This window comes from Curtobacterium sp. MCJR17_043 (assembly GCF_003224315.2).
In the GTDB taxonomy this organism is placed as follows: domain Bacteria; phylum Actinomycetota; class Actinomycetes; order Actinomycetales; family Microbacteriaceae; genus Curtobacterium.
Genome location: NZ_CP126259.1, coordinates 1,812,146 through 1,838,125, shown reverse-complemented (window position 1 = coordinate 1,838,125; position 25,980 = coordinate 1,812,146). Strand labels below are relative to the sequence as shown.

The 25,980-nt window shown below is 70.4% G+C and carries 25 protein-coding genes, 1 tRNA gene and 3 pseudogenes; 11 read left to right on the top strand and 18 right to left on the bottom strand.

Annotated elements, in window-relative coordinates; translation table 11 throughout:
- From DEJ15_RS09525 to DEJ15_RS09515, 3 genes are all read right to left on the bottom strand, one after another.
- Nucleotides 1–555, bottom strand: a complete 555-nt coding sequence (locus tag DEJ15_RS09525) for a hypothetical protein (protein WP_110825364.1) — start codon at nucleotides 553–555, stop codon at nucleotides 1–3.
- A 2-nt stretch (nucleotides 556–557) separates the two neighbouring features.
- On the bottom strand, nucleotides 558–1,748 hold the full coding sequence (locus DEJ15_RS09520) for a hypothetical protein (protein ID WP_284174875.1): 1,191 nt from the start codon (nucleotides 1,746–1,748) through the stop codon (nucleotides 558–560).
- Nucleotides 1,749–1,991: 243 nt separating this feature from the next.
- Nucleotides 1,992–3,824 (bottom strand): phage tail tape measure protein, encoded by a 1,833-nt coding sequence (locus DEJ15_RS09515; protein WP_284174874.1) that lies wholly within the window; start codon nucleotides 3,822–3,824, stop codon nucleotides 1,992–1,994.
- A 137-nt stretch (nucleotides 3,825–3,961) separates the two neighbouring features.
- Between DEJ15_RS09515 and DEJ15_RS09510 the strand changes: the two genes are divergently transcribed.
- Entirely contained in the window at nucleotides 3,962–4,309 is a 348-nt protein-coding gene (locus tag DEJ15_RS09510; RefSeq protein ID WP_284174873.1) for a hypothetical protein, read from the top strand.
- 341 nt (nucleotides 4,310–4,650) lie between these two features.
- On the opposite strand, the gene DEJ15_RS09505 is transcribed toward DEJ15_RS09510, so the two are convergent.
- From DEJ15_RS09505 to DEJ15_RS09455, 11 genes are all read right to left on the bottom strand, one after another.
- Nucleotides 4,651–5,085, bottom strand: a complete 435-nt coding sequence (locus DEJ15_RS09505; RefSeq protein ID WP_110825359.1) for a hypothetical protein — start codon at nucleotides 5,083–5,085, stop codon at nucleotides 4,651–4,653.
- 8 nt (nucleotides 5,086–5,093) lie between these two features.
- Complete coding sequence (locus DEJ15_RS09500) at nucleotides 5,094–5,465, bottom strand: hypothetical protein (protein ID WP_110825358.1); 372 nt, start codon at nucleotides 5,463–5,465, stop codon at nucleotides 5,094–5,096.
- A complete protein-coding gene (locus tag DEJ15_RS09495) occupies nucleotides 5,462–5,680 on the bottom strand; it encodes a hypothetical protein (RefSeq protein WP_284174872.1) in 219 nt (72 codons plus the stop codon). The genes DEJ15_RS09500 and DEJ15_RS09495 overlap by 4 nt, the downstream gene beginning before the upstream one ends.
- Nucleotides 5,681–5,806: 126 nt before the next feature.
- A complete protein-coding gene (locus tag DEJ15_RS09490) occupies nucleotides 5,807–8,644 on the bottom strand; it encodes a phage portal protein (protein ID WP_284174870.1) in 2,838 nt (945 codons plus the stop codon).
- A gap of 91 nt (nucleotides 8,645–8,735) precedes the next feature.
- On the bottom strand, nucleotides 8,736–10,067 hold the full coding sequence (locus DEJ15_RS09485) for a terminase large subunit domain-containing protein (protein WP_146232881.1): 1,332 nt from the start codon (nucleotides 10,065–10,067) through the stop codon (nucleotides 8,736–8,738).
- Nucleotides 10,068–10,580: 513 nt separating this feature from the next.
- On the bottom strand, nucleotides 10,581–11,285 hold the full coding sequence (locus DEJ15_RS09480; protein WP_181419588.1) for an HNH endonuclease: 705 nt from the start codon (nucleotides 11,283–11,285) through the stop codon (nucleotides 10,581–10,583).
- A 37-nt stretch (nucleotides 11,286–11,322) separates the two neighbouring features.
- Nucleotides 11,323–11,514 carry a helix-turn-helix domain-containing protein gene (locus tag DEJ15_RS09475; RefSeq protein WP_220033046.1) on the bottom strand — a complete coding sequence of 64 codons (192 nt, stop codon included), beginning with the start codon at nucleotides 11,512–11,514 and terminating at the stop codon, nucleotides 11,323–11,325.
- On the bottom strand, nucleotides 11,507–11,896 hold the full coding sequence (locus DEJ15_RS09470; protein ID WP_110825350.1) for a hypothetical protein: 390 nt from the start codon (nucleotides 11,894–11,896) through the stop codon (nucleotides 11,507–11,509). Before DEJ15_RS09470 ends, DEJ15_RS09475 begins: the two co-directional genes overlap by 8 nt.
- 81 nt (nucleotides 11,897–11,977) lie before the next feature.
- Nucleotides 11,978–12,262 (bottom strand): hypothetical protein, encoded by a 285-nt coding sequence (locus DEJ15_RS09465; RefSeq protein ID WP_110825349.1) that lies wholly within the window; start codon nucleotides 12,260–12,262, stop codon nucleotides 11,978–11,980.
- The gene (locus DEJ15_RS09460) at nucleotides 12,259–12,867 is read right to left on the bottom strand and encodes a helix-turn-helix domain-containing protein (RefSeq protein ID WP_284174867.1); all 609 of its coding nucleotides are present in this window, start codon (nucleotides 12,865–12,867) and stop codon (nucleotides 12,259–12,261) included. The genes DEJ15_RS09465 and DEJ15_RS09460 overlap by 4 nt, the downstream gene beginning before the upstream one ends.
- Nucleotides 12,868–12,878: 11 nt before the next feature.
- On the bottom strand, nucleotides 12,879–13,070 hold the full coding sequence (locus tag DEJ15_RS09455; RefSeq protein ID WP_110825347.1) for a MerR family transcriptional regulator: 192 nt from the start codon (nucleotides 13,068–13,070) through the stop codon (nucleotides 12,879–12,881).
- A gap of 65 nt (nucleotides 13,071–13,135) precedes the next feature.
- On the opposite strand from DEJ15_RS09455, the gene DEJ15_RS09450 reads away from it, so the two are divergent.
- Both DEJ15_RS09450 and DEJ15_RS18315 read left to right on the top strand, forming a co-directional pair.
- Entirely contained in the window at nucleotides 13,136–13,285 is a 150-nt protein-coding gene (locus DEJ15_RS09450; RefSeq protein WP_181419589.1) for a hypothetical protein, read from the top strand.
- 91 nt (nucleotides 13,286–13,376) lie between these two features.
- Complete coding sequence (locus DEJ15_RS18315; RefSeq protein WP_110825526.1) at nucleotides 13,377–13,667, top strand: helix-turn-helix transcriptional regulator; 291 nt, start codon at nucleotides 13,377–13,379, stop codon at nucleotides 13,665–13,667.
- On the opposite strand, the gene DEJ15_RS09445 is transcribed toward DEJ15_RS18315, so the two are convergent.
- A tRNA-Val gene (locus DEJ15_RS09445) sits at nucleotides 13,627–13,699 on the bottom strand. The genes DEJ15_RS18315 and DEJ15_RS09445 overlap by 41 nt on opposite strands.
- A 79-nt stretch (nucleotides 13,700–13,778) precedes the next feature.
- Here DEJ15_RS09445 and DEJ15_RS09440 point away from each other — a divergent pair.
- Together DEJ15_RS09440 and DEJ15_RS09435 are read left to right on the top strand one after the other, a co-directional pair.
- Nucleotides 13,779–13,943 (top strand): hypothetical protein, encoded by a 165-nt coding sequence (locus DEJ15_RS09440; protein WP_284174865.1) that lies wholly within the window; start codon nucleotides 13,779–13,781, stop codon nucleotides 13,941–13,943.
- Between the two features lie 77 nt (nucleotides 13,944–14,020).
- On the top strand, nucleotides 14,021–15,391 hold the full coding sequence (locus DEJ15_RS09435; RefSeq protein WP_284174864.1) for a L,D-transpeptidase: 1,371 nt from the start codon (nucleotides 14,021–14,023) through the stop codon (nucleotides 15,389–15,391).
- On the opposite strand, the gene DEJ15_RS09430 is transcribed toward DEJ15_RS09435, so the two are convergent.
- Entirely contained in the window at nucleotides 15,384–16,133 is a 750-nt protein-coding gene (locus DEJ15_RS09430) for an alpha/beta fold hydrolase (RefSeq protein WP_284174863.1), read from the bottom strand. The genes DEJ15_RS09435 and DEJ15_RS09430 overlap by 8 nt on opposite strands.
- Nucleotides 16,134–16,427: 294 nt before the next feature.
- Nucleotides 16,428–16,916 carry a peroxiredoxin gene (locus tag DEJ15_RS09425; RefSeq protein WP_110825343.1) on the bottom strand — a complete coding sequence of 163 codons (489 nt, stop codon included), beginning with the start codon at nucleotides 16,914–16,916 and terminating at the stop codon, nucleotides 16,428–16,430.
- Between the two features lie 244 nt (nucleotides 16,917–17,160).
- Here DEJ15_RS09425 and aceE point away from each other — a divergent pair.
- The 6 genes and pseudogenes from aceE to DEJ15_RS09395 all read left to right on the top strand — a co-directional run bounded on the left by aceE (nucleotide 17,161) and on the right by DEJ15_RS09395 (nucleotide 24,942).
- Nucleotides 17,161–19,907: pseudogene (gene aceE / locus DEJ15_RS09420) on the top strand (pyruvate dehydrogenase (acetyl-transferring), homodimeric type).
- A gap of 7 nt (nucleotides 19,908–19,914) precedes the next feature.
- A pseudogene (locus DEJ15_RS09415) lies at nucleotides 19,915–21,143 on the top strand (PucR family transcriptional regulator).
- A gap of 94 nt (nucleotides 21,144–21,237) precedes the next feature.
- Nucleotides 21,238–22,183: pseudogene (locus DEJ15_RS09410) on the top strand (ACP S-malonyltransferase).
- 68 nt (nucleotides 22,184–22,251) lie between these two features.
- Nucleotides 22,252–23,316, top strand: a complete 1,065-nt coding sequence (locus DEJ15_RS09405) for a beta-ketoacyl-ACP synthase III (RefSeq protein ID WP_502866161.1) — start codon at nucleotides 22,252–22,254, stop codon at nucleotides 23,314–23,316.
- A 44-nt stretch (nucleotides 23,317–23,360) separates the two neighbouring features.
- A complete protein-coding gene (locus DEJ15_RS09400) occupies nucleotides 23,361–23,609 on the top strand; it encodes an acyl carrier protein (RefSeq protein ID WP_058741348.1) in 249 nt (82 codons plus the stop codon).
- Between the two features lie 88 nt (nucleotides 23,610–23,697).
- Nucleotides 23,698–24,942, top strand: coding sequence for a beta-ketoacyl-[acyl-carrier-protein] synthase family protein (locus tag DEJ15_RS09395; RefSeq protein WP_110825339.1), 1,245 nt, complete (start codon nucleotides 23,698–23,700; stop codon nucleotides 24,940–24,942).
- Between the two features lie 444 nt (nucleotides 24,943–25,386).
- Here the strand turns inward: DEJ15_RS09395 and DEJ15_RS09390 are convergent, their stop codons facing one another.
- Nucleotides 25,387–25,887 (bottom strand): DUF3145 domain-containing protein, encoded by a 501-nt coding sequence (locus DEJ15_RS09390; RefSeq protein ID WP_502866088.1) that lies wholly within the window; start codon nucleotides 25,885–25,887, stop codon nucleotides 25,387–25,389.
- Nucleotides 25,888–25,980 lie beyond the last annotated feature (93 nt).

Sequence of the window (25,980 nt, the reverse complement as noted above, 5' to 3'; positions counted from 1 at the left end):
TCACACCACCAGCCGGCGGACGGTGAACACGGTTCCGGTGGAGTCGCTGAGGCTGGCGGCGCTGGACGTCGCCCAGGGGCGGAGCGTGTCGCCGGCGTCGAGCGAGACGGTCAGGGTGCTGACGGCGTTGAGGCCGTCCTGGAATCCGAACCGGGTGTCGTCGCTGGTGCCGTTCTTCGTCAGCCAGACGCGACCGCCCGTCGTGTTGCGGATGCTCACGGAGACGAGGTACTCGCCGCCGGAACCGGGCGGCATCGTGAGCACGCCGTCGTCCCATGCGGTCGAGCCGATGTTGTCGCCGGAGCGGTAGAGCATGCTCTCGCCGATCTGGGTGACGCCGTTGATCGCGACGCTCTCGCGGGCGCTCGCGCGGAACGAGTACGGGGTCAGCCGCTTGAGCAGGCCCTGGAGGTCAGCGCCGAGCGGCACGGCGCCGCGCTTGGCGAGGATCGCTTCCACGAGTAGCGCGTTGTCCCAGTCGACGTCAGCGATGTCGCGGGCGCGTTCGGTGGGTGCGAGCGCCGGCAGGCCGTAGAGCGGCGTGTAGCGGGGCATCGTCAGAGTCCCTTCGTGACGTTGATCAGGTCGGTGAGGCGGATGTCCGGATCGAAGTCGCGGATTCGTCCGTTGGAGAACTGGCCGAACAGGTCGGCGAGGGTGAGGTTGCTGGTCCGGTTCGAGCGGGCGGGGATCACGGTGAGGTCGTGGGTCCAGCCGCCGTCGTAGCGGAGGGTGCCGCCGATGATCTGGTACTCAGGGCCGGCGTTGTCCAGGCCGTTGAACACGGAGCCGAGGAAGTAGAGCGGGGCGTCGGTCTGGTACGGCCGGTAGAGGGCGTCGGAGGTTCCCTGCGTGAGCGGGAGCCGGCGGTCGTCCAGTCGGAGGGTCGGGAGCCGCATCTGCCCGTTCAGGGTGTTGACGATCTCGGTGATGCGGTTCGCGAGCCACCGCGGGAACGCGTTGCCGTACTGGACGGGGCCGGGTCCGGGCTCGAACTCGTCGGGGTCGCGGAACTGCGATTGCGTGTCGATCTTGAGGACCCGGTTGCCGCCGGTGGCGTCCCCGCGTGCGGTTTTCCGCTGGAAGATGGCGCCGGTGTAGATGACGCGCTTCTGGGTGCCCGGGGTCATGTTCGGGTCTTTGCCGTACCAGTTGTAGGCGATCTGAATGACGTCGATCGCGTCGGTCGAGGTGGTCTCGCCGACGAGCCCGTCCGGGACTGCGACACGCGTGGCGGGCACGAGCCGGCCGGACGGGACGGTGATGCGGATGGTCTCGCCGTCGAAGTCGAGGACGATGCTCGACGCGGTCGCGAAGCCGCCGACCTGGACTCGGTTCGTGTCGGGGTTGTAGTTCACGACGCCGAGCGGGACGAGCCGGTACACCTGAGCGATCAGCTCGAGCACGGAGCGCTGGTCGGACGCGGCCTGCCCGTGCATCCGGCGGAGCACCTGCCCGTCCGCGGTCGCCTCGGGAGCGACGCCCTCGTAGCTGTCGAAGATGCGCTTCGCGCCGAAGTTGAACAGGTTCGCCATGCGGGTGTCGGTGTACTGCTCACCCCACCCGCCGGGACCCTCGACGCTCTTCTCGCCCATCTCGCCGGGGACGACCGTGGAGGCAGCTTCGGCGAGGGTGTCGCCGGCGCTGATCGCGACGAGCCACACGGGCGCGTAGGTCTTCGTCGTGGGGTTGAAGATGACGCGGCGCTCCGGGCGCGCGGCGGCGATGCGACCGCGGAACACGACCATGTCGGGCAGGGTCGCGTGCGTGCGGGTGACGGTGATGACCTGACCGCCGAACGTGTCCGATCCGATCCACTCCCCCCGTGGGGTCGATGACGATCGCGGACAGGGTCCCGGGCTCGGTCTCGTCGTAGGCGTCGCCGCGGCCCCACACGATCGACAGCCCGTCGAGCGCGACCGAGTTCCGGCCGTCCCACGTCGAGCGGATGACTCGACCCTGAATCGCGACGCGCGCCCCGAAGTCGGCCACTAGACGGCGCTCCCAGGCGTGCTGAGGCCGGTGGTGCGCTGGTACTCGCGGATCGCGCTGACGACCTCGCGGCCGATCGCGGTCTTGTCGGCGAGGGGGGCCGGCCTCGACCTTGACATTGAGTGTGACGGGTCCCCCCGCTGGCCTGTCCGGAGGACGACCGGCCGAAGTCGGTGGGGCTCCACCCGCCGGTGGCGGTCGGGCTGACGGTGGCCGCGGTGGTGCTGGCGACGGCCATGCGGGCGAACCGCATCGTGCCGCTCGTCTGCGCGGCGGCACGCTGGACAGTGCGGGTGGTCTTCGCGCCTCCCCCCGCCGCCGAACAGGCTGGTGAGCTTGTCGAAGCCGGACCCGAAGTTGAACGTCGCGATGTCCCAGAGCGCGGAGACGAGCTTGCCGACCCAGCCGATCGCGTCCTTGATCCAGCCGACGAATCCGCCGATCTTGTCGCCGACCCACTCGACGGCGGTTGCGCCGGCCTCGCGGAACTGGTCCCAGTGGGTGACGACGAGCACGATCGCGGCGACGACGAGGCCGATCGCGACGATGATCGCGAGGATGATCCAGGTGATCGGGTTGGCGAGCCATGCGGCGTTCGAGGCCCACTGAGCAGCGGTCTGGATTGCCTGCACGGCGGCGAACACCTTCATGGCGCCGGACACGATCGCGACGGCGCCGCCGACGGCGGTGAGGACGATCGCGAGCGGGCCGAGCACGGGTGCCCACTGCTGCAGCTGGGTCAGGATCGGTTCGAGGATCGGGAGGGCGGCGACGCCGATGTCGGTGAACGTCTGCGTGGCGGCGCGCTGGAGTTTGACGAGGCCCTGGTCCTGACCGACTGTCTCGTCGAGCTTCTGAGCGGCGCCGGTGACGTCGCCGATCGCCTGCACGGCGGACGACGGGTCGAGGGCGAACAGGGCGCCGCCGAGGTCTTCCGCCTGGGTGCCGAACAGGGCGACGGCGGCGGCGTTCCGGGCGACGGGGTCCTCCATGTTGCGGAGCCCGTCGAGGACGGTCTGGAGGCCCTGCGCTGCCCCGTCGCCGCCGGCCGCGATCTGGGCGGTGGCTTCCTTCGCGTTGAGGCCGAGTGCCTCGAATCCGGCGGCGGAGGTTGCGGACCCGTCCGTCGCGCGGATCTGGAACTCCTTGAGCGCGTCGGCGACGAGGTCCGTGTTGCGGGCGCCGGCGGCGAGCCCCTGGTCGATCAGGCCGGTCGCGGTCTGCCCGTCGAGGCCGAGCGCCTGGAACAGCGCCGGGTACTCGGTGAACGTGTCGATCAGGTCTTCGCTGGCGCGGGCGTTGCCCTGGAGCCCCGCGGTGATGATGTCGAGCGCTTCGTCGGCGTCCTTCGCCATGCCGGTCCGCATCAGCTGCCCGACCGCGGTGGTCACCCCGCCGAGGTCCTGGTCGAAGGTAGTCGCGACGTCGAGCGTCTTCGCTGTGATGCCAGACAGGGACTCGTCGCTGGCCGAGCGCATCCCCTCGATGTTGCCGATGACCTGTCGCGACGCTTCGGCGACCTGGTCCATGCTGTCGCCGTAGGCGTTGGCGAAGAGGTCGCCGTTGATCCGGCCGAGTCGTTCGGACTCGGCCGGATCGAGGCCGAGTTGCCCGGCCAGCTTGTTCCCGACCTGCGCGTTCTCGACCGCGCCGATGACGCCCGCGGCGAGGGCGGCGCCGCCGGCGGCACCGGCGAGCTTGAGCCCGTCAGCGGCCTTCGCGGCGTGCTCCTGGATGCCGTCGACCGCCTTCTCTGCGTCGCGTGCGGCGCGCTGTGCGCCGGCGGCGTCGCCGAGGATGCGGACGGCGAGAACCGCGGTCTTACCCGCCACTGTGGGCCTCGTTTCTCCGGCCGATCAGGTCGACCATGGTTGCGATGTCGTCGGGGTGCTCGGTGCGCCAGACCGAGGCAGGGATGCCGGTTTCGAGGGCGAGCGCTACTAGTAGCTCGTGGGCTGACCCTCGGGGGATGGATTCCCCCCAGGCTCACGACCGCGTCGTCGTCGCCGGACTCGTCGTCGTCCTTCTTGAACGACACGTCGACGGCGGCATGCTCACCGCTCGAGAACTCGTCCCAGGTCTGGTCGGTCTTGTTCTCGCGCTTCGCGGCGGACCAGGCGCGGAAGAACTGCATCCGCATGGCGTTGTCGGTGAGCGAGCCCCACGCCTTGTTCTTCCGGAGGGTGGACTCGAACGCGAGGGTGTCGCCGATGTTCGGCGTGACCTCGAGCTTCTGGTCGTCGTGGGTGGTGATGACGAGGGTCGCGTTGGACACGGTCAGGCTCCTTGGATGCTGTCGAGGGTGTGTTGGACGTAGTCGGTGTAGACGGGCAGCCAGCGACCTTCGGAGTCGCGGGCGCCGTCCGAGAGGAACGGCTGGGCGGTGATGTGCCGGCGGGACCAGCCCCAGTGGATCGGGGCCGCGTACGGGACGCGGGCGGTGCCGGCGCGGATGATGCCGGCGGTCTTCGTGCCGGATGCTCGGATCGTCTGTTGCAGCCGTCCGGTGCGGCGGGGGGGCGAGGTCGGCGGAGGCGTTCGCCGCGATCTGCGCGGCGTGCTTGTGCGCGGCCTTGAGTTCGGTGAAGTCGTCGCCGGCGCGGCGGAGCGACGCGCGGAGTTGCCGCGCGCCGTCCACCTGCACCAGTGCGTCGACCATCAGGCGAGGACGAGCGGGGAGCCGTCGATGTCGACCGGGATGGGCTCGCCGATGACGCGGAACTCGAAGTCGGACGTGTTCTTCTTCTTGACGTCGCCGCCGACCGTGAGCGGGACGATCGTGCAGACGCCGGACCAGCTGACGGCCAGGTTGTTCGACGGGGTGAAGAGGAACGGGACGTCCTGGAGCCGGTGCTGGTAGCACCAGAGCTCGAACGAGTCGAGGTCGTAGTCCTGGTTCGCGGTGCCCTTGAGCGCCCAGTCGGTCGAGGCGTCGCCGGCGACGGTCTCGCCGGACAGGACGGGGATGTCGTCCTCGAAGTCGCTGGACGGTTCGAGGCTGAACTTCGTCAGCTGCTGCGCGGTCTCGCGCTGGCTGGCGGTCTCGCCGAGCTTGAGCGAGCCCGGGCCGAGGACATGGGACTTGGGCGCCATGTTGGCTCCTATTCAGGGTCGGTGTAGGTGAGGAGGTAGGCGGAGAGCGGGGCGCCGGCGTTCGGCTGGAACGAGGCCGGCTCGGCGACGGTGACGTCGAGCCCAGGGGCGATCGCCGCGACGATCGAGTCGATGCGATCCCACGCGACGATGTGGTTGTCGACGGGGCCGGCGGTGACGCAGAGTTCCCACGTCGCTTCGGTCTGGTGGTAGGTCGGGAACGTCAGGCGGGGCGGGAGGATGATGACGGCGCCGTCCGGGGCGCCCTGCGGGACCTCCAGGCCGTTGATCGTGACGAGCACGCCGTCGATGCCCTCGGTGCGAACGGCGTTGTCGATCAGGTCGGCGATCTGCTGCGCGCGCTCGGTGCGGGGGCTCATGCGAGGCCCACGATCCACGGCGACAGGATCGACGTCGCGGTGTTCATCGGGTCACGGGCGAGCCGGATCGGGGCGACGTCGGCACCCTCGAACCCGACGACGCCGTTGCGGGACGCCTTGCGCCAGTACAGGTCGGCGCCGACTTCGAGGATCGCGCGCCGGCGGACGGCGGGCGGGACCGTGGCGTACGCCGTGACCCCGATCCGCTCGTCCACCAGCGCGGTTGCCTCTTCCTCGGAATCGTCGCAGAGCTTCCCCCCCGAGTTCGTCTGTGCGGGCGAGACCGACGTACTCGGCGAGAGTGACGTGCTCGCGGTCCGCGTCGTCGGTGCCCGCCACGATCAGGCGCCCGCGGCCGGGTCGGCCTTGACGACGGGGATGAGCCCGCCGGGGACCTCGTCGGCGAGGGCCGTGTAGTAGTACACGGAGTACGAGTTGGTGAGGTTGACGATGTTCGCGTCCGTCAGCTGCGCGAGCGGGCTGTTGTACGCCCGGACGGCCAGCTTGTTGAGGAACTGCGGGGTGCCGTCCGTCTGCTTCGGGTCGACGCGGACCGTGACGCCGACGAGGTCGCCGGTGAGCGCGGGGACGTTGATCGTGCCGACGGCGTTGACGCCGGCGCCGGAGACGGTCATCAGCGGTCGCCCGGTGGTGTCGTTCATGTTCGCCAGCACCTTGAACGTGGCCTTGTCCACGAGCAGGACGTCGAGGCTGAGGCCCTGGTCCTCGTAGAGCCCCGCGGCGTCGATGATGCCGCCGACCCACCCGGTGTACTTCGTGAAGTCGCTCACGGTCACGGTCGTGCGGGCGGTGAGCTTGTCGGCCGCGACGCGCTTGGCGCGGAGGGCGGCGACGAACGCGCGCAGGGCGATGTTCTTGTTGCGGCCGGCGGCGATCGCGAGGGCGCGCAGGTGGGTGTCCAGCATGTTGACGCTGGAGCGCTCGATCTCCTGACGGCTGAGGGTGGTGTAGCCACCGACCGTCTGCACCGGCGCGTTGCGGGTCTTGACCTTGACGTTGCCGTAGACGAGGTCGTCGCCCTCCTTCGCCTGCACGCCGACCTGCACGGTGTTGGTGTCCAGCTCGCCGAACTCGATCGAGTTCCCCTCGGCCGGCAGCGTGCCGGTGGAGAGCAGACCGGACAGGACCGAGTTGTCCTCGATCAGCCGGGTCAGGTCGCCGACCCACGCGGGGCGGATCGTGCCGTCGTCGGCGAGCACGCCGCCCGTGTACGCGCGCTCGAGCAGGTTCTCGTACGCCTCGATCGTGTCGGAGTCGCCGCGCACGAGGGCCTGGAGCCACTGGCCGGCGCTGCGGTTGTCGGTGGCCGGGGCGACGCCACCGGCCTCACCGACGCGGGCCGTCAGCGCGTTGAACTGACGGGCGTTCTCGGCGCGCTCGTTCGCGAGCGCGGTGTCCAGCATGCGCTGGAACTCTTCGGGGTCCACGGGGTCTCCTTGGGGTGTGTGGTCGGGGCCGGGCTGGCGGTGACGGACGCTCGTGACGGTCGCGCCGTCGTAGGCGGGCATGGGGACAAGGGACACCTCACGAACGCGGACGGCGGTCCGGGTGACGTCACCGGTCTCGTCGTCGATTTCGGTGGTGATCGACTGGAACCCGACCGACATGGACGAGACGACGCCGTCGCGGAGCAGCGTGTAGGCCTCGTCGCCGCGCGGGGTCTGGGAGATTCGGGCGGTAACTTCCCAGCCCTCATCGGCGTCGCGGTGCGACACGATCCGGCCGATGGGCTCGGAGTGCCGCCAGTAGAGCAGCGCGTCGTCCGAGTCCTGGACGGCGCCGCGGGCGAACTGCTCGGTGTAGTCGCCGAACCAGTCACGGATGGACGTCGGCTGCTCCCACGGGACGGCGATGCCGGTCACCGTGCGGGACTCTTCGTCCACGGCGCGGACGTGCATCTGGCGGACGTGCAGCTGCTCGTCCGGGGCGGCGCGGTGGTGCAGGCGGTCAGGCATCGGTGTTCTCCGGGGTCGCGGGGGGCGGGAGTGGTCTTCCGGGCGGCGATGCTGGTGCGCTGCGCGGCGGTGAGGGGGTGGCAGGTTCTCGCGCTTGCGGACCTCGTCCTCGGTGAGCCAGCCGCCGTCGAGCGCGATCTTGTAGGACTCGTAGCGGGTCTTCGTGTCGGTGCGGAGCAGGACGTCGATCGCGAAGCGGACCGTCTGGCCGCGGACGCTGACCTCGGTGATGGCCTCTTCGATTTCGCGGAGGACGTTCATCAGCGAGAACCGGACGTAGCCGATCCAGTCCTGCTCGACGTTCGCGTAGGTCTGCGAGCCGCCCTGGACGGCGGCGAGGAACAGCGAGCCCGGGACACCCATCAGGCGGGCGATCTGCGTGGTCGAAAACTGCTGCGATTCGAGGAACTGGACGTCGGCCGGCTTGAGCAGCAGCGGCGCGTACGAGAGGCCCTTACCGAGCACCTTGACGTCGTGCGGGTTCCACCCGTCGACGTGCTCGCCGTTCTCGTCCAGGCCCTTCCACACGCGCTTGTAGAGTTCGGCCTCGTCGCGGTTGAGCGGCTGGTCGGTCTGGAGGATGCCGCTCGGCATGGACCCCTCGGAGAACCAGCCGGACCCGTAGTCGCGGGCGTCGATCGCGCCGGCGATTTCGAGGCGGGCGGCGGTGATCGGGCCAAGCCCGCGGTCCATGCCGGGGATGCTGAGGAACTTCAGGTGCTGGATGTCGTCGGTCGTCCAGTCGGCGCGGCCGTTGTAGGTGAACGTCTTCCGGCCGGTCTTCGGGTCGCTGCTCGGTGCGACCTTGCGCGGGTCGAGGACTTCGGTGTCGACCCACTCGCCGTTGAGGCGGATGATGCGGAGGAAGGCGTTGCCGTCGAGGTACAGGCACGCGGTGATCTCTTCGAGGAACCGCGATCGGGACATTGCGAGGGCCGGCCGCTGGACCATGAGCGGGGTGTCGGCGAGGGTCTGCCCGCCGCGCTCGACCACGAGCGGGAGTTGCGAGACGGCGGTGCAGTGAATCTGCACGGCGCGGAACACGGTCGAGAGGGTGAGCGCGCGCTCCTGTGTGACAGTCGCCGCGGCGGTGCGGACCGGCGGGCGGAGGGCTTTCGGCATGGTCGAGCCGTCCGTCGTCGTCGTGTCGATCGGTGCGCCGGCCCGGAAGAGGGCGGCGGTGCGGGACCAGAACGACGACATGGCAGGAACCCTCCAGGGGGGCTCCTGCCATGCACCAACTCTGAGCGGCCCCACGCGGACACAGACGGACAGCGCGGCCACAGGCGGACGGTCAGAACAGCTGCATGCCGATCTTCTCCGGCAGGTGGTCTACGGCCCACGCGGCGAGGGTCGCGGCCTCCAGAGCGCTGATCGACCCGACCGATGCGCGCCGGCCCCACGTCCAGGCGCCGTCGCCGATCCACCGGCGGGTGGCAAGCTCGGCGGCGTTGTCGAGAGCGGCGTGCGGGCGGTAGCGGAACTTCGGCGAGGGCTCGGCGGTGACCCAGGCGAGCACGTTCGAGGCGGCGGCAGTGACGGCGGAGGTCTGGAGCGGGACGAGGTTGAGCTTCGCGCGCTCGGCGGCGTCGAACAGGGCGCCGGACGGGCCGACGCGGTCGATCGCGGCCGATGCGTCGAACTCGTCGCACAGCTGCTGGAGCCGCGGGAGCACCCAGTCGGACCCCGGGGCGTGGCCGTTGGGGACGACGGTGACGATGATGTCGCCGGCGACGCGGACGGCGGCGACGATCGTGGCGTCCACGTTGTCGACGCCGACTGCGGCGCCGAACGCGATCGGCCCGTCCGGCTTCGTGTCGTCGGTCCACGCGGCGCGCTTCCACGCCTCGAGCGGGATGGTGCGCTCGGTCGCGCCGGTGCGACGGTTTCCGTAGGCGCGGGCGAACTCGCCGGGGCCGAGCCGTTGAAGGTTGTCGACCAGGGTCTGCATGTCGAACAGGTAGCCGTAGCCGGGGTGTGCTCGGGCGACGGCGTCGAGGTCGGTCGGGTCGACGTCGGGGCCGATGCCGTAGTCGATCAGGCAGACGGTCGGGTCGCCGGCGCGGGCACGTTCGAGGACGGCGTTGAGGAACGTCGAGTCCACGGTCCCCTCGGTGCTCTCGATCCACACCTGAGGGCGCTGGCCGGTGACCATGGAACGAGAGCCGGCGGCGCCGGCGATCGCCTGCACGAGCGCCTGCCCGTCTGTCTGCGAGAACGCCCACGCCTCGTCAATCGACGCCCGGTCGACCTGCTTCGAGTGCAGCGAATCGACGGTCGGCGGGTGCGGTCGAAATGTCGAACCGTTGTAGAACTTGAGCGATTCCGACCCGTTCGACAGTCGCGGTTTCTTCGCAAGCGGTGCGATAGCGGACGCGGCCCAGTCGTCCTCCACCATTTCGCGCCACTTGTCCGTGGCGTGCTGCCCGGATTGCGCCGTGTACCAGGCACGACGCCCCGGACCCATAAGTGCGTTTTGCACGCTCGTCCCCAGGTCGAGCGTGGTTTTTCCGCACTGACGCTGGACGGTGACCACGACGTCCGAATACACGAACCGGCCGAACGAGTCGACTTCGAGGGCGACGTCCGCACCGATGCGCTGCCACGGAATGAACGGCTTTCCCATCGCGGCACCTACTGCGGCGGCGTGCGCCCCGTACGTGGCACGGTCATAGTTCCTGGGAGTTATCTGCCGTGGGGCCACCGGGGCGGGGGGGCGGTTGCGAGTGCATCAGCGATCTTTCGGAGTTCGGGTGGGAGGTCGGACGTGTCGGCGTCGATCACGGGCGGGTCGAGTTGGTCCATCAGCTGGGAGAGGGTCGCGACCTCGTTCGCGACGGCCCGTCCCCTTTTCGTTGCCCTTCGCGATGTTCTTCGCGAGCGACAGGCACATGCGAGCGAGGGCAATCCGGGAACCAACTAGCGGGTTTTTCTGCTCAATCTCGGCCAGTGCTTTTCGAACCGCTGATTCTTCCTGCGATTCCCCGTAATAGTCCGGCGCGATGTCCAAACTTGCGAGAATGTCGGGCGTTGTTTCAGGCATGGCCGGCGCTCCGATTTTTCTTTTCCTGGTCGGATTGAGGGAGAACACGGCGGTGGGAACGCTGGGTGTCGTGCGCGCCGTTCTCAGAAAAACGGATCATCCCCACCAGCCCCCATCGGGCGGGCCGGCGTTGACACGCTCCGGCTCGCGCACGGTCTTGGTCGCTTCGACCTCGGGCTCGTGCTGCCGTGCCCGTGGTGCGGCTGCTGACAGGGCTGGGGCCACAATGTCGTACCAGGTCGCGACGTGCTGGCGCATGACCTCGGGCCTCTCGGCTAGGGCTCGGCGCTCGACCGTCTCGCGGCCGGGGTCGATGGTGATGACGCGGTAGTGCAGCGCCCGGTACTCGGCGAGGTCGTCAGCGGTCGGCATGCTGTGGATGATCCACACCCCGCACGGCACCTGGAGCCGGCGTGCGCGCTGGATCGCTGCTGACCGTGCACCGATCGCGACGTGGCGGACGTGCTGCGGGTAGACGTGCGTGGTGCTCGGCTTGATCGGCATGAGGGCTCGAGCAATCTCGTCCAGGTCAATCGCGACGTCGATCGGGCTTGCGTGCTCACGGATGTACGTGGACTTCCCGCCGGCGGGCGGGCCGATCAGCACGGTGATGATCGGACCGCCGGCGCCCGACATGGCGAGGTTGCGGCGCTTCGAGTTGCACGACTTGCACGCCGGGCGAAGGTTCTCCATGTCGTCGGTGCCGCCCTCGTGGAACGGCACGACGTGGTCCTTCGTCGTGGCCTTGTACGAACACCCGGGCAGCTGGAGCCAGCACAGGTCGCCGTAGAACTCGATCACGCGCCGCGTGAGCGCCGCTGAGGCGCTACCGCCCCGCTTAGCGCCTCCCACTGTCGCCGCCCTGCTGGCAGGCCGCGAGCCAGGCGCCCACAGCGTTCGGGTGGTACCGGATCAGCCGGCCGTCCTGCACGAACACCGGACCACGGCCCCGTGCGCGCATCTTCCGCAGGGCCTCCGGGGTGACCTGGAGCAGCGCGGCGACCTCGGCCGGCGTCATGTACTTACCCACGGCGTCCGGCGCGTTCGGCGTACACGGCCTCGAGCGCTGCTGCGTCGATCGCCTGGGCGAGCAGATGTGCGTCCTTCGGGTCGAGCCAGATCGGGCTCTCGGAGACAATGCGGACGGCGTAGCCAGCCGAGGCCGGGGTCAGCTGTCGGACGCTGATAGCGACGCCCAGGGACTCGATGTGGTGCTGCGCCTCGGGAGTGGTGGTCTGCGTGCTGTCCAGAGCCTGGCGCGAAGCGCCCTGCCGCGTAGCGGCGTGCTCGCGTGGATGCTGCACGGTCATGTGGGCGTCGGTGACCTGCGTGAGTTCGCGGAGCGTGAGGTTGGGTCGCTGATAGCCACAAATGACGCAGCCGTAGCGCCAGATGCGTTCGACGTCAGCCACGGTCGGCCTCCTGGGCGTCGCGGTCGAACCAACCGCAGAAGTAGACGCCGGCGGCGGTGAGGATGATGGCAAGGACGGTGATCATGCGCGTGCTCCGATCGAATCCATGTCGAACATCGCGGGCGGCAGCGCCGTGGGGTCGTTCTCGGGCTGCGGCAACGCATCGGGACGTGGGTGGTGCAAGTCAGCGTGGCTCGCGCAGTAGTGCTTGCCCTCGCGCTCGACCCAGTCGATGTCGGTGAGGTCGAGGTCCGACGCGGACCCCATGCCGCTGTATTCGCCACCGCTCCACTGCTCCACGAAGTCGGCTTCGCATCCTGGCTCGTCGCACAGAATCGTGTAGGTCTCGAACGTCTTGATACTCATGCGGATGCTCCGATCGGTGCGGGAGCGCGGAGTCCGCACGCGTTCGTGCACCACCCCGTCAACTCGTCAAAGTGGTGCTGTCCGGCGACAGCTGAGGGGCCAGTGCAACGCGAGCGAGTCTCAGGGGTGACATCTGCTCTGTGGTTGCGTACCGGGGTCTTAGTAGGTTGTTCTCTTAGTTCTCTTAGTTCTCTATGCGCGACAGCAGTTGTCGCCCCTGGTGTCACCCCTGGTGTCACCCCTGACGGCGTGTCGTCGGGGCTGTGGATAACCGTGTCACCCCTGAACTCGTCGTCATCCGGGTCGACCGGGAGCGGCGCCTGAGTGCTCTTCGGGTGCATGACGATGTCCCAGACGATCGGACGGCGGTTGCCCTGCCAGTGCGACACTGCGCGCTGGTCGCCCTTTCGAATCAGGTTCGCCCGCTCGAGTTCCTGCGTGGCGCGCTGGATGCTGCGGGTGCTGACGCCGAGTTCGTCAGCAATCTCGTAGACGAGGCGCCACGCCCGCGTGCCGTCCTGTGCGGCGACGTTCGCGAGTTTCGTGAGGACGCGGAACGCGAGCGGACCGCACGCGTCGTAGGGCAGCTGGTCAATCGCGTCCATGGCCTGCCAGCTCATGCAGTAGCCGCCAGGTCGTCAGCGAGCCGTGCGATGTCCTCGGCGTTGAAGACGTAGGCGCCTCGCAGACCCGGCATCTTCGCTACGGGTTCGAGGGTGCCGGCTTCGACCCGGCGGATGGTCTGCCGGATCGACTCGCCGAGCCGTTCGGACGCCTCGCGGGTTCCGATCAGTTCAGGGGTTGACATGCGTCAAAGGTAGTACACACTTAGCGTGTGTCAAAGACTTGACGCAAACGATCCAGGAGGATGACATGACCGAAGAGCAGATGATCGAACTCAAGAAGAAGCTCGCCGACTACCTCAACAGCTACCCGGGCGCCGAGAACGCAGAGGTCGTGGACGGCGACATCCTCCTGACCGTCGACGACGTCGACATGGTGGTCGACCTCGAACTCATCTGACCGATCACAAGGAAGGGCGCCCCGTTCGCGGCGCGCCCTTTTCGTGTGTCAAACGTTGCGCAGGCGTCGATATTGGGCGTACGTTTGACACATGACGATTCTTCCCGCCACGCGCAAGGTCCCGCCGGTGACCCTCGCGCACCGACTCCGCATCGCGCGCGAGTGGCGCGACCTCGAGCAGGCCGACATCGCTCGCGAACTCGGCATCAGCCGTGCCACGGTCAGCAACTACGAGCGAGGCGTCACAACGCCCGGCAAGCTCGCCGTCAACGCGTGGGCCGTCGTGACGGACGTCGAGGTCGACTGGCTGCGTGAGGACGACTGGCAAACGCCTCCTCCGGTGGGCCCTGCCGGGATCGAACCGACGACATCCACGGTGTAAACGTGGCGCTCTACCAGCTGAGCTAAAGGCCCTCGCGCGCCGCTGCCGGCGCACCCCACATCCTACGGGTGCGCCGAGAGCCGTGCCGCGCCGCTGACTACGCTCGCGCTCATGCACCGTCGCTCCCCCCGCCGTCGTCACCGCCACCGTGCTCGTGACCCTGCTCGGCACCCTGCTCGCCGGCTGCTCGGTGCCCGGCTCCGACACGAGCACGACGGCGCCCCCCGTGGCCGCGCCCGACGGACCTGGAGCACCGCGCCGACGAGGCCGGGCTGAAGGACGTCTGGGGCGAACGGCTGGCCGAACACGTTCACACCCATCTGTCGATCACGGACGGCGACACCCCGGTCGTCGTGCCCGGGAACGTCGGCCACTCGGCGTCCGAGCACTTCGCCGCGCAGCTCCACACGCACGACAGGTCGGGCATCCTGCACGTGGAGTCGCCGACCCGCGAGACCTTCACCCTCGGGCAGTTCTTCGACGAGTGGGGCGTCTCCCTCGGTCCGGCTCACGTCGGCGGACTCCGAGGCGAGCTCACCGTGTGGGTGGACGGGGAACGCTTCCTCGGCAACCCCCCGCTCGATCGCGTTGACGAACCGGCGCGAGATCGCCCTGGCCGTCACGACGATCGGCGAGGTCCCGCACCGTCCGGCACCGTTCGACTGGCCGCGGCAGTACCGCTGAGCGCGCGGCGCCCGCGCACGCCGCTGTCGGACCCAGCCGCGGTCTGGGAAGCTGGGGAGGAGGGGGGTGGGAGCACCATGACGGATCCGTCCAGCACACCGGGACCGGACGCACCAGCGAGCGGGACACGTCGACGGTGGATCGTCGGCGTGGGGGGCACTCGCGGTCGTCGTCGCAGCCGCGACGACCGCCTGGGCGCTCTCCGGCACCGGCCAGGAGGCCCGCCCCACGCCCGTCGCGGCCGCACCGTCCGCCACGCGCACCCCGACACCGTCACGGACGCCGCTGCCGGCCGTGCCCGCGCGCCCGTCGGACGCCGCCCTCGCCGCCCTGCCGCTCGCGTTCCACGACGCCGTGATCGGCGGGCTCCTCGACGGCTCTCAGGTGGACGCGGAGAACCACTGGACGACCGCGACCCCGAAGACCCCGCTCGTCCCCCCTCTACGCCTCCCCCCGACGCCGACGCCGCTCCCGTCGCCACGCTGTCGTCCTCGGTGTCCACGCTGAACACCCCGACGGTGACCGCCGTCTGGGACCGCGCACCCGGGCGGGACGGCGGGATGGTGCTCGTCTCGACGCCCTCGCGGAACCGGACACCGGGCGACGGCGGGGTCGCCACGGCCCCGAGCGCGACGTTCGCCTGGGCCCGCGCCGCGGACTTCACCCTGACCGGCGTCGACCGGGTCGTGCGGGTGGACAACCAGGCGTCGACCATCGCGATCGTCCGTCGCGACGGCTCGGTGCAGACGAGCGAGGCCGCGCGCCTCGGCACCCCGCAGGACCCGACCCCGGCGGACACGAAGACGTACATGGAGGCGAACTACGTCGACCCGCAGGTGGCGTACACGCAGGGGCACCCGATCTCGCTGACCGGCGCGCACTCCGCGACGCTCGCCGGCTACGGCGGGAACGCCGCCCTCACCGCGTTGCACTACTACCCGGACCCGAACGGGTCGTCGCACGGGTGCGTCCGCATCTCGGCGGCGATGACCGAGGCCCTGGCCGGGCTGCCGATCGGGACGCCGATCGAGTTCAGCTGAGCAGCTCCCGGACGACCGCGTCCGGCCGCTCCACGTGCGCGAAGTGCCCGCAGTCCTCGAGCAGCACGGTCCGCACGTCCGGCAGCGTCCGCCGCAACCGGTCGAGGTCGTCGGTCCGGGCGAACACGTCCTGCCGCCCGGCGACCGCCACCACCGGACACCGCACGGCGGACCAGCGACGGGTGTCGTAGTGTGCCGCGGAGCGGGCTGCGCCGAGGAACCCGGCCGGCCGGAACTCCTCGACGAAGGCGTCGAGGACGCTGCGGTCGAGTCGGCGCACGGCCGCGAACACGGGTGCCGCGAGGAGCGGGAGCAGCCCGACCCGGGCGAACGCCCGCAGGACGGTGTGCGCGGACCCGCGGGTCACGGCGAGCCCGGCGCGCAACAGGGTGAACGCCGGCAGGGACCGCAGCGCCCGCACGGGGTGTCGCGATGCCGCCGCGGTCGCGAACGTCGTCCCCGAGACGAGCCCGAGGGACCGCACCCGAGCGGGTCGGTCGACGGCGAGGTGCAGGCCGACGAAGGCCCCCATCGAGTGCCCGACCACGTCGACGTCGTCGAGGCCGAGCGCGTCGAGCACCGCGACGAGCACCCGGGCGGAGTCGTCCACGTCGAGCGGGACCTCCGGCGCGGGCGACGCCCCCCCCCCACCCGGGCAGGTCGACGAACACGAGGCCGCGGCCCGGCAGCCCGTCGGCTGCTGCCAGGAGCGGCGTCCACGTCGACCACGAGCCGGCGACACCGTGCAGGAACAGGAGCGGCCGCACACCGCGACGGTGGTGGACGACGGCCGGGCCGGCGTCCGTCGCGGTCGTCGTCGTGGTCAGACCCCAGCGGGCCGGGTCGTCGACCACGGGGTACGGCGCGTAGCGGCCGTCCGGGACCCCGCCGACCTGCGGGGCCGAGCCGGTGTCGGTGGCGGTCACCGTGCCTCCAGTCCGGTGCGCTCGGGCACCGTCAGGGGTTCGGAGCCGACCGTGCCGGGGAGGGCAGGTGGGCGTCCGTCAGCGGGCGCGCAGCGGCCGGGAGGCCCGGGTCAGCTGACCGGGACCGGCGCGGAGCACGCGGCGAGGCGGTCCAGGGCGGCCCGGTACTCGGTCACGTCGCGGGCGACGCCCGGCTCGGTGATGATCGACGCCTTGATGCGTCCCTGCACGTCGATCACGAAGGTCGCGCGGGTGGCGAAGCCCTTCTTCTCGAGGAAGACGCCGTACTCCTTGGACACGGCACCGTGCGGCCAGAAGTCGGCGAGCAGCTCGAAGTCGTAGCCGTTCGCCTGGGCGAAGGACCGGAGCGTCGCCTTCGAGTCGACCGAGATGCCGATCAGCTCGATGCGCTGGTCCTGGAACATCGCGATGTTGTCCTGCAGCGTGCAGAGCTCGTCGGTGCAGGTGGACGAGAACGCGAGCGGGAAGAAGACGAGGGCGACCGGGCGGTGGCCGCGGTGGTCGCTGAGTCGGACGTGCTCACCGAACTGGTTCGGGAGCTCGAAGTCCGGCGCGAGTGAGCCGATCTCCAGTGCCATCGTGGTGGTGCTTCTCTCCCCCGGGCGTTGGGTGTGCCCGTCGGTTCCACGCATCCACCGGTCGCGGACGCACGGTCGGCCATGCTACGCCGACGGCCCGCGAACGCAAGTGCCGTCCGGACCGCGTCGTCATCAGCATCGCGGTCGGTGCGTGGGCCTAGAGTGGACGCGGCCCGTCCCCGGTCGTGATCCGACCACCGACGGCTCGACATGTCCACCACCACGAGAACGAACGAGGTCAACGGTGACGGTGAACGACCAGGACCCGCGCAGCACCGCAGGGCAGGACCAGGACCCGGAGGAGACCGCCGAGTGGCGTGAGTCCCTCGACGGTCTCGTCGCGACCCACGGGCACCAGCGGGCCCGCGAGATCATGCAGAGCCTGCTGAAGCGCTCGAACGAGCTGCACCTCGGCGTGCCGATGGTCCCGACGACGGACTACGTCAACACGATCGCCCCCCGAGGACGAGCCGACGTTCCCCGGCGACGAGGAACTCGAGCGCCGCTACCGCCGCTGGATCCGTTGGAACGCGGCCATCACGGTGCACCGCGCGCAGCGTCCCGGCATCGCCGTCGGCGGCCACATCTCGACGTACGCGTCGAGCGCCGCCATGTACGAGGTCGGCTACAACCACTTCTTCCGCGCGCAGGACCACCCGTCCGGCGGGGACCAGGTCTTCTTCCAGGGCCACGCCTCCCCCCGGCATGTACGCCCGCGCCTACATGGAAGGCCGCCTGAGCGAGGACCAGCTCGACGGCTTCCGCCAGGAGAAGTCCCACGCCGGCGGCGGACTGTCCTCGTACCCGCACCCGCGCCTCATGCCGCACTTCTGGCAGTTCCCGACCGTGTCGATGGGCATCGGCCCGATCAACGCGATCTACCAGGCGCAGCAGGCCAAGTACCTGTCGAACCGCGGCATCAAGGACGCCTCCGAGCAGCAGGTCTGGGCCTTCCTCGGCGACGGGGAGATGGACGAGGTCGAGTCCCGCGGCCAACTCCAGGTCGCGGCGAACGACGGCCTCGACAACCTGAACTTCGTCATCAACTGCAACCTCCAGCGCCTCGACGGCCCGGTGCGCGGCAACGGCAAGATCATCCAGGAGCTCGAGGCGTTCTTCCGCGGCGCGGGCTGGAACGTCATCAAGGTCGTCTGGGGCCGCGAGTGGGACGACCTGCTCGCCCGCGACACCGAGGGTGCGCTCCTCAACCTGATGAACGCGACGCCGGACGGCGACTACCAGACGTACAAGGCCGAGAACGGTGCCTACGTCCGCGAGAACTTCTTCGGGCGCGACCCGAAGGCGCTCGAGCTCGTCAAGGACTACACCGACGACCAGATCTGGAACCTCAAGCGCGGCGGCCACGACTACCGCAAGGTCTACGCGGCGTTCAAGGCGGCGACCGAGCACAAGGGCCAGCCGACCGTCATCCTCGCGAAGACGGTCAAGGGCTACGGCCTCGGCCCGAGCTTCGAGGGCCGCAACGCGACCCACCAGATGAAGAAGCTCACGCTCGACAACCTCAAGCAGTTCCGCGACGAGATGCGCATCCCGATCTCGGACGCGCAACTCGAGGAGAACCCCTACACGCCGCCGTACTACCACCCGGGCAACGACGACGAGGCGATCCAGTACATGCACGAGCGCCGCCGTGAGCTCGGTGGCTACGTGCCGGAACGTCGGTCGAAGTACACGCAGGTCAACCTGCCCGACGAGTCGAAGTACCAGATCGTCAAGAAGGGCTCCGGCAAGCAGGAGGTCGCCACGACGATGGCGTTCGCCCGTCTGCTGAAGGACCTGCTCCGCTCGCCCGACTTCGGCAACCGCGTCGTCCCGATCATCCCGGACGAGGCCCGCACGTTCGGCATGGACGCGTACTTCCCGACAGCGAAGATCTACAACCCGAACGGCCAGCACTACACGTCGGTCGACCGCGAGCTGCTCCTGGCGTACAAGGAGAGCCCGCAGGGCCAGATCATCCACGTCGGCATCAACGAGGCGGGCGCCCTCGCGGCGTTCACCGCCGTCGGCACCTCGTACTCGACGCAAGGCGAGCCGCTCATCCCGGTCTACGTCTTCTACTCGCAGTTCGGGTTCCAGCGCACCGGCGACGCGATCTGGGCCGCCGGCGACCAGATGACCCGCGGGTTCATGATCGGCGCAACCGCCGGTCGCACCACCCTGACCGGGGAGGGCCTCCAGCACGCCGACGGCCACTCGCCGCTGCTGGCCGCGACGAACCCGGCCGTCGTCTCGTACGACCCCGCCTACGGCTACGAGATCGGGCACATCGTCCGCACCGGCCTCGAGCGGATGTACGGCACGAACGAGGACGGCTCTCCGTCCCACGACGACCCGAACGTCATGTACTACCTCACGGTCTACAACGAGCCGCTCGTGCAGCCGGCCGAGCCGGAGGGCGTCGACGTCGAGGGGATCGTCAAGGGCATGTACCTGCTCAAGCCGAGCGAGCACGACGGCCCGAAGGCCCAGCTGCTCGCGTCCGGTGTCGCCGTGCCGTGGATCCTCGAGGCGCAGCAGCTCCTGGCCGAGGACTGGGGCGTGTCCGCCGACGTCTGGAGCGTCACGAGCTGGGGCGAGCTGTACCGCGACGGGGTGGACGCCGAGCAGCACGCGTTCCTCAACCCGAACGACGAGCCGCGCACCCCGTACGTCACCGAGCGCCTGCTCGGGACCGAGGGCCCGGTCGTCGCGGTGAGCGACTTCATGCACGCCGTGCAGGAGCAGATCCGTCCGTTCGTCCCGTCCGACTACGCCACGCTCGGTGCCGACGGCTTCGGCTTCTCGGACACCCGTCCGGCAGCGCGCCGCTTCTTCCACATCGACGGTCCCTCGGTCGTCGTGCGGACGCTGCAGCAGCTGGTCCGGCAGGGCAAGCTCGACGCGTCGGTCCTCCAGCAGGCGATCGACAAGTACCGCCTGCACGACGTGACCGCCGGCACGACCGGCAGCGCGGGCGGCGAGAGCTGATCTCCGCGTGACCACACCCCGCACCGCCACCGCCGCGGGCCGGGAGGACGACCGGCAACGGGCGCTCTCCTGGCTCCGGCAGGTGTCGGGCGAACTCTCGACCGCGACGATCAAGCGGCTCGAGGACACCCTGCCCTGGTACAGCGAGATGCCCCCCGGGCCGTCGCTCGGCCGTCGGCATGGTGGCCCAGGCCGGCATCACGTCGTTCATCTCGTGGCTCGAGGGCAGCGCCTCCACCCCGTGGATCGCCGCCGCCGACGTCTTCGGCTCGGCTCCGCGTGAACTCCTGCGCTCGGTGAGCCTGCAGCAGACCCTGCAGCTCATCCGTGTCGTGGTGACCGTGGTCGAGGAGCGCGCCGCCGACGACGAGATGCTGCAGGAGGCGATCCTCAAGTACTCGCGCGACATCGCGTTCGCGGCGGCCGACGTCTACGCCCGTGCGGCGGAGGCCCGCGGGCTGTGGGACGCCCGGCTCGAGGCCCTCGTCGTCGACTCGATCCTGTCGGGCGAGTACGACGACGAGCTGCCGTCGCGCATCGCCGCCCTCGGCTGGCACGGGCACGGCGAGGTCGCGGTCCTGGTCGGGACGGCGCCGAAGCAGCTCGAGGTCGACCAGGTCCGTCGGACTGCCCGCCACCAGGACGCCGACGTGCTCATCGGCGTGCAGGGGTCGCGACTCGTCGTGGTGATCGGTCGGGCGACCCCGCGGGACGACGTGCCCGAGGGCGAGGAACCCGTGTCGTTCATGTCGATCGCGCAGGAACTCGAGCCGTTGTTCGGCGAGGGCCACCTGGTGCTCGGCAACGAGGTCCCCGGGGTCGTCGACGCCTCGACCAGCGCCAAGGCCGCCCTGGCCGGGTTCGCCGTGGCCCGGGCCTGGCGCGGCGCTCCCCGACCGGCCCTCGCCGACGACCTGCTGCCGGAGCGTGCACTCGCGGGCGACCCCCCTGGCGCGCTCGGCCCTGGTGCAGCGGATCTACACGCCGCTCAAGGACCAGTCGACCGAGCTCCTGCAGACGCTGTGGTGCTACCTCGACACCGGACGGTCGCTCGAGGCCACGGCCCGTGAGCTCTTCGTGCACCCGAACACCGTCCGCTACCGCCTCCGCCGCGTCGCGGACATCATCGGGTGGGACGCCACGCACGCGCGGGACGCCCTCATCGTGCAGTCCGCGCTCATCCTCGGCGCGATGTCCGAGGCGGCCTCCACGCGCCGACGCCCCACACGCCGCTGAGCACACCGCCGGGTGGGGTTCCTACAACGCATCCCGGCAATCCGTGTGGGGAGTCCACACGAGCCCGACGGTGGCGGCCCGGCATCATTGAGCGGTGATCGTCGTCGTCGCGCCCGGACAGGGCTCCCAGACCCCCCGGCTTCCTCGCCCCCTGGCTCGAGGACGCCGCCGTCCGTGAACGTGTCGGACAGTGGTCCGAAGCGATCGGCGTCGACCTCGCCAGCCACGGGACGGACTCCGACGCGGACACCATCAAGGACACCGCCCTCGCGCAGCCGCTCATCGTCGCCGCCGGGCTCGTCACCGCCGACGCGTTGCTCGCCGACGGCCGCCGCGCCCTCGTCGGCGGTGTCGCCGGACACTCGGTCGGCGAGTTCACCGCCGCAGCCGTCGCCGGGGTCCTCACGCCGACCGACGCCGTGTCGCTCGTCGCCGAGCGGGGCCGGGCCATGGCCGACGCCGCTGCGCTCGAGCCGACCTCGATGGCAGCGGTCCTGGGTGGCGACGCCGACGAGCTCGCCGCGCTGCTCGACTCCCTCGAGCTCGCCGCCGCGAACCACAACGGCGGCGGGCAGACCGTCGTCGCTGGTCCGGTGGACGCGATCGCCCGCCTGGCGGAGCAGCCGCCCGCGAAGGCCCGTGTGGTCCCCCTCGCGGTCGCCGGCGCCTTCCACACGCGCTTCATGGCCCCGGCCGTCGACCGGGTCGCCCCCGTCGCCGCGGCCGCGGCCGTGCAGGACCCGACCCTCCCGCTCTGGACGAACGCCGACGGCTCGCAGGTCGAGGACGGACGCCGCTTCGTCGACCTCATGGTCCGGCAGATCGCCAGCCCCGTGCACTGGGACGCCGTCATGACGTCCTTCCAGCAGGCCGGCGTGACCGGCATCATCGAACTCGCGCCGGCCGGAGCCCTGGTCGGTCTCGCCAAGCGCGGGTTGCGCGGCACGCCGACGGTCGCGATCAAGACCCCGGACGACCTGCCTGCTGCCGTCGAGCTGCTCCAGAGCGCCACCGACGACTCCACGGAGGCCGCCCGATGACCGACGCCAGCACCACCGCCGTCGGGACGGACGCGACCGCCGGGACGGACGCGACCGCCGGGACTGTCGTGACTCCGAGCCTCCAGGCCGGCGACCGACCGGTCCTCTCCCAGCGACGCGGCCACGAGTTCACGCGGATCCTCGCCTTCGGCGCCGCGCGCGGCGAGAACGTCGTCCCGAACGACGACCTCGTCGGTCCGATCGACTCCTCCGACGAGTGGATCCGCCAGCGCACCGGCATCGTGACCCGCATGCGCGCCGGGCGTGACGTCGAGGCCGTCGACCTCGCCGAGGCCGCCGCGCGCGAGGCGATCGAGAAGGCCGGGCTCACCCCCGACCAGATCGGTGTCGTCCTCGTCGCGACCGTCACCCACACCGTGGCGACGCCGTCGATGGCGTCCCTGCTCGCCGAGCGGATCGGTGCTGCACCGGCCGCCGCGTACGACATCAGCGCCGCGTGTGCCGGATACGCGTACGGGATCGCGCAGGCGGACTCGTTCATCAAGTCCGGCATCGCCGACCACGTGCTCGTCATCGGCGCCGAGAAGCTCAGCGACGTCGTCGACCCGACCGACCGCTCCATCTCGTTCCTCCTCGGGGACGGGGCGGGCGCGGCCGTCGTCGGTCCGAGCGACACCGCCGGCATCGGGCCGAGCATCTGGGGCTCCGACGGCTCGAAGTGGGACGCGATCGGCATGACCGCGACCTACAACGAGTGGGCGGCGGGAGCCCCCCGCCCGACGATGCGCCAGGCCGGGCAGACCGTGTTCCGCTGGGCCGTCTGGGAGATGGTCAAGGTCGCACGCCAGGCGCTCGAGGCCGCCGGTGTCCGCGCCGACCAGCTCGCGGCGTTCGTGCCGCACCAGGCGAACATCCGGATCATCGACGAGTTCGCCAAGCAGCTCGGGATCCCGGACACCGTCGCCATCGCCCGTGACATCACCACGACGGGCAACACCTCGGCCGCGAGCATCCCGCTCGCCACGCACCGCCTGCTCTCCGAGCACCCGGAACTGTCGGGCGGTCTCGCCCTGCAGATCGGCTTCGGCGCCGGACTCGTGTTCGGCGCGCAGGTGGTCGTCCTCCCCCTAGTCCCCTCGCGCCTCCGGGCGCGGGCAGTGCCCGTGCCCTAGGCTGTCCCACGGTCAAACGACACCCCCCCTCAAGGAGAACACTCATGGCCCTGTCCAACGAAGAAGTCCTCGCCGGCCTGGCCGAGCTGATCAACGACGAGACCGGTATCGCCACCGACACCGTCGCCGCTGACAAGTCGTTCACCGACGACCTGGACATCGACTCCATCTCGATGATGACCATCGTCGTGAACGCCGAAGAGAAGTTCGACGTCAAGATCCCCGACGAAGAGGTCAAGAACCTCAAGACCGTCGGCGACGCCGTCGACTTCATCGTCAAGGCCCAGGCCTGAAACGAGCTTCCTGAGCGCCGCGGGCCGCTGACCCTCGAGTCGTGGCCCGCGGCGCTCGTCTTGTCCCTCGCAGAAAGAACCGTCGTCCATGACCAAGAGAACCGTCGTCGTCACCGGGATCGGTGCGATCAGTCCCCTCGCTGCGACCGCCAAGGAATCCTGGGCGGCCCTGCTCGCCGGCGAGTCCGGCATCACCCGCATCGAGGACACGCGCTACGCCGAGCTCGAGCTCCCCGTGGAGTTCGCCGGTCAGGCGCGCCGCTTCGTCACCGACCAGCTCACCCGCCCGGAGGCGAAGCGACTTGACCCGTCCTCGCAGCTGTCGCTCATCGCGGCTCGTGAAGCCTGGGCCGACGCCGGCATCGACGCCGAGTCCGTCGTGCCGGAGCGGCTCATCGTCGACTGGGCGACCGGCATCGGCGGCGTCAACACGCTGCTCGACGCATGGGACACCCTGCGGGAGCGCGGTCCCCGACGCGTCCTGCCCATGACCGTCCCGATGCTCATGGCGAACGGGCCGGCCGCCGCCATCGAGATGGAGTTCGGCGCCCGTGGTGGCGCCCGCACCTACCTCTCCGCCTGCGCCTCCTCCACGGAGTCCCTGGCCGAGGCATATCGCCACGTCGCCTTCGGTGACGCCGACATCGTCATCGCCGGTGGTGCCGAGGCCGCGCTGCACCCGCTGCCGCTCGCGGCGTTCGCCGCGATGCAGGCGCTCTCGCGTCGGAACGACTCCCCCGCGACCGCGTCCCGTCCGTACGACGTCACCCGTGACGGCTTCGTGCTCGCCGACGGCGCCGCCGCGCTCATCCTCGAGACGAAGGAGCACGCCGAGGCCCGCGGCGCGCACATCTACGCCGAGGTCGCCGGTTCCGGCATCACGTCCGACGCCTTCCACATCACCGCTCCGGACCCCGAGGGCTCCGCCGCCGCCCGTGCGGTCATCATGGCGCTCGAGCACGCGGACGCCAGCCGTTCGGACGTCGCGCACGTCAACGCGCACGCGACGTCGACCCCGGTCGGCGACGTGGCCGAGTACCACGCGATGCGTCGGGTCTTCGGTGACCACCTCGACCAGGTCGTCGTGTCCGCCACGAAAGCGTCGACCGGGCACCTGCTCGGCGGTGCCGGCGCGATCGAGGCGGTCTTCACCGTCCTCGCGCTCGAGAACCGTCTCGCACCGCCGACGATCAACCTCACCGAGCAGGACCCGGAGATCGTGATGGACGTCGCGACCGCTCCGCGGGAGCTGCCGGCGGGCGACCTGCTCGCGGTGAGCAACTCGTTCGGCTTCGGTGGGCACAACGCCGTGGTCGCGTTCCGTTCGGTCTGATCCGCCGTCGGCCTGGAGGCCCGTCCCGCGTCGCGGGGCGGGCCTCCGTCGTCCTGCGTGCGCCGCCGGTCGGCGCGCTCCCGGGACCCCTCCGCGGTCGCACGACGTGCCGCTCACGTCCGCCGCGGTCCCACGATGTGCGGCTCTCGACGCGCGAGGTCCGCACATCCCGGAACCTGGACGTCTGCCTCCGGGCGAGCCGCGCCTCCCGGCTGCCCGTCGGCCCCCCCGCTGCCCGAGGTCGCCCGCGCTCGCCCGCGGTCGCACGACGTGCCGCTCACGTCCGTCGTGGTTCCACGATGTGCCGCTCTCGGCGCGCGAGATGGGCGGATTCCGGAACCGCGGCGCAGGAGCCCGCGCGCGTCGGACCCCGGCCCCACGACGCAGACGACGGCGCCGCCTCGGCAGAGGCGACGCCGTCGATCGGAGGAAGCAGGCCCGGGACTACCCCACGCGGTGGAGCCAGACGACCGGGTTGCCCTCGGCCGCGTGCCGGAAGGGCTCGAGCTCGTCGTCCCATGCCTGACCGAGCGCGAGTCGCAGTTCGCGGTGCAGGTCGAGGGCGTTGCTGCCGGCGACCTCCATGGCGTAGCGGACCCGGTCCTCGGGGACGACCATGTTGCCGGTGACGTCGGTCTGCGCGTAGAAGACGCCGAGGTCCGGCGTGTGCATCCACCGGCCGCCGTCGGAATGAGCGGTGGCGTCCTCGGTGACCTCGAACCGCAGGTGCTCCCAACCGCGCAGGGCGGAGGCGATCGCCGCGCCGGACCCGACGGGGCCGGACCAGGTGAACTCGGTGCGACGTGAGCCGTCGAGCGCGGGCTGGTCGAGCCACGAGAAGTTCACGGCGCGGTTCATCGCGCGACCTGCCGCCCATTCGACGTGCGGGCAGAGCGCGCGTGGTGAGGAGTGCACGTAGAGCACTCCTGACGTTGTCCCAGTCACGATTCCTCCGATCGTCAGGTGCGACTTCCCCATCGACCTGGACTGCGGAGGACCCGTTCGGGACCATCGGTATGCGATTGTGATGTCCCGCAG

What these genes read in the sequence shown, in the direction of transcription:
- DEJ15_RS09500 (WP_110825358.1), bottom strand. Translation starts at nt 5,465, where the DNA reads ATGAGCCCCCGCACCGAGCGCGCGCAGCAGATCGCCGACCTGATCGAC.
- DEJ15_RS09465 (WP_110825349.1), bottom strand. Translation starts at nt 12,262, where the DNA reads ATGAGTATCAAGACGTTCGAGACCTACACGATTCTGTGCGACGAGCCA.
- DEJ15_RS18315 (WP_110825526.1), top strand. Translation starts at nt 13,377, where the DNA reads ATGACGATTCTTCCCGCCACGCGCAAGGTCCCGCCGGTGACCCTCGCG.
- DEJ15_RS09440 (WP_284174865.1), top strand. Translation starts at nt 13,779, where the DNA reads ATGCACCGTCGCTCCCCCCGCCGTCGTCACCGCCACCGTGCTCGTGAC.
- DEJ15_RS09490 (WP_284174870.1), bottom strand. Translation starts at nt 8,644, where the DNA reads ATGTCGTCGTTCTGGTCCCGCACCGCCGCCCTCTTCCGGGCCGGCGCA.
- DEJ15_RS09455 (WP_110825347.1), bottom strand. Translation starts at nt 13,070, where the DNA reads ATGTCAACCCCTGAACTGATCGGAACCCGCGAGGCGTCCGAACGGCTC.
- DEJ15_RS09400 (WP_058741348.1), top strand. Translation starts at nt 23,361, where the DNA reads ATGGCCCTGTCCAACGAAGAAGTCCTCGCCGGCCTGGCCGAGCTGATC.
- DEJ15_RS09425 (WP_110825343.1), bottom strand. Translation starts at nt 16,916, where the DNA reads ATGGCACTGGAGATCGGCTCACTCGCGCCGGACTTCGAGCTCCCGAAC.
- DEJ15_RS09450 (WP_181419589.1), top strand. Translation starts at nt 13,136, where the DNA reads ATGACCGAAGAGCAGATGATCGAACTCAAGAAGAAGCTCGCCGACTAC.
- DEJ15_RS09525 (WP_110825364.1), bottom strand. Translation starts at nt 555, where the DNA reads ATGCCCCGCTACACGCCGCTCTACGGCCTGCCGGCGCTCGCACCCACC.
- DEJ15_RS09520 (WP_284174875.1), bottom strand. Translation starts at nt 1,748, where the DNA reads ATGGTCGTGTTCCGCGGTCGCATCGCCGCCGCGCGCCCGGAGCGCCGC.
- DEJ15_RS09485 (WP_146232881.1), bottom strand. Translation starts at nt 10,067, where the DNA reads ATGGGAAAGCCGTTCATTCCGTGGCAGCGCATCGGTGCGGACGTCGCC.
- DEJ15_RS09395 (WP_110825339.1), top strand. Translation starts at nt 23,698, where the DNA reads ATGACCAAGAGAACCGTCGTCGTCACCGGGATCGGTGCGATCAGTCCC.
- DEJ15_RS09460 (WP_284174867.1), bottom strand. Translation starts at nt 12,867, where the DNA reads ATGGACGCGATTGACCAGCTGCCCTACGACGCGTGCGGTCCGCTCGCG.
- DEJ15_RS09505 (WP_110825359.1), bottom strand. Translation starts at nt 5,085, where the DNA reads ATGGCGCCCAAGTCCCATGTCCTCGGCCCGGGCTCGCTCAAGCTCGGC.
- DEJ15_RS09510 (WP_284174873.1), top strand. Translation starts at nt 3,962, where the DNA reads ATGGATTCCCCCCAGGCTCACGACCGCGTCGTCGTCGCCGGACTCGTC.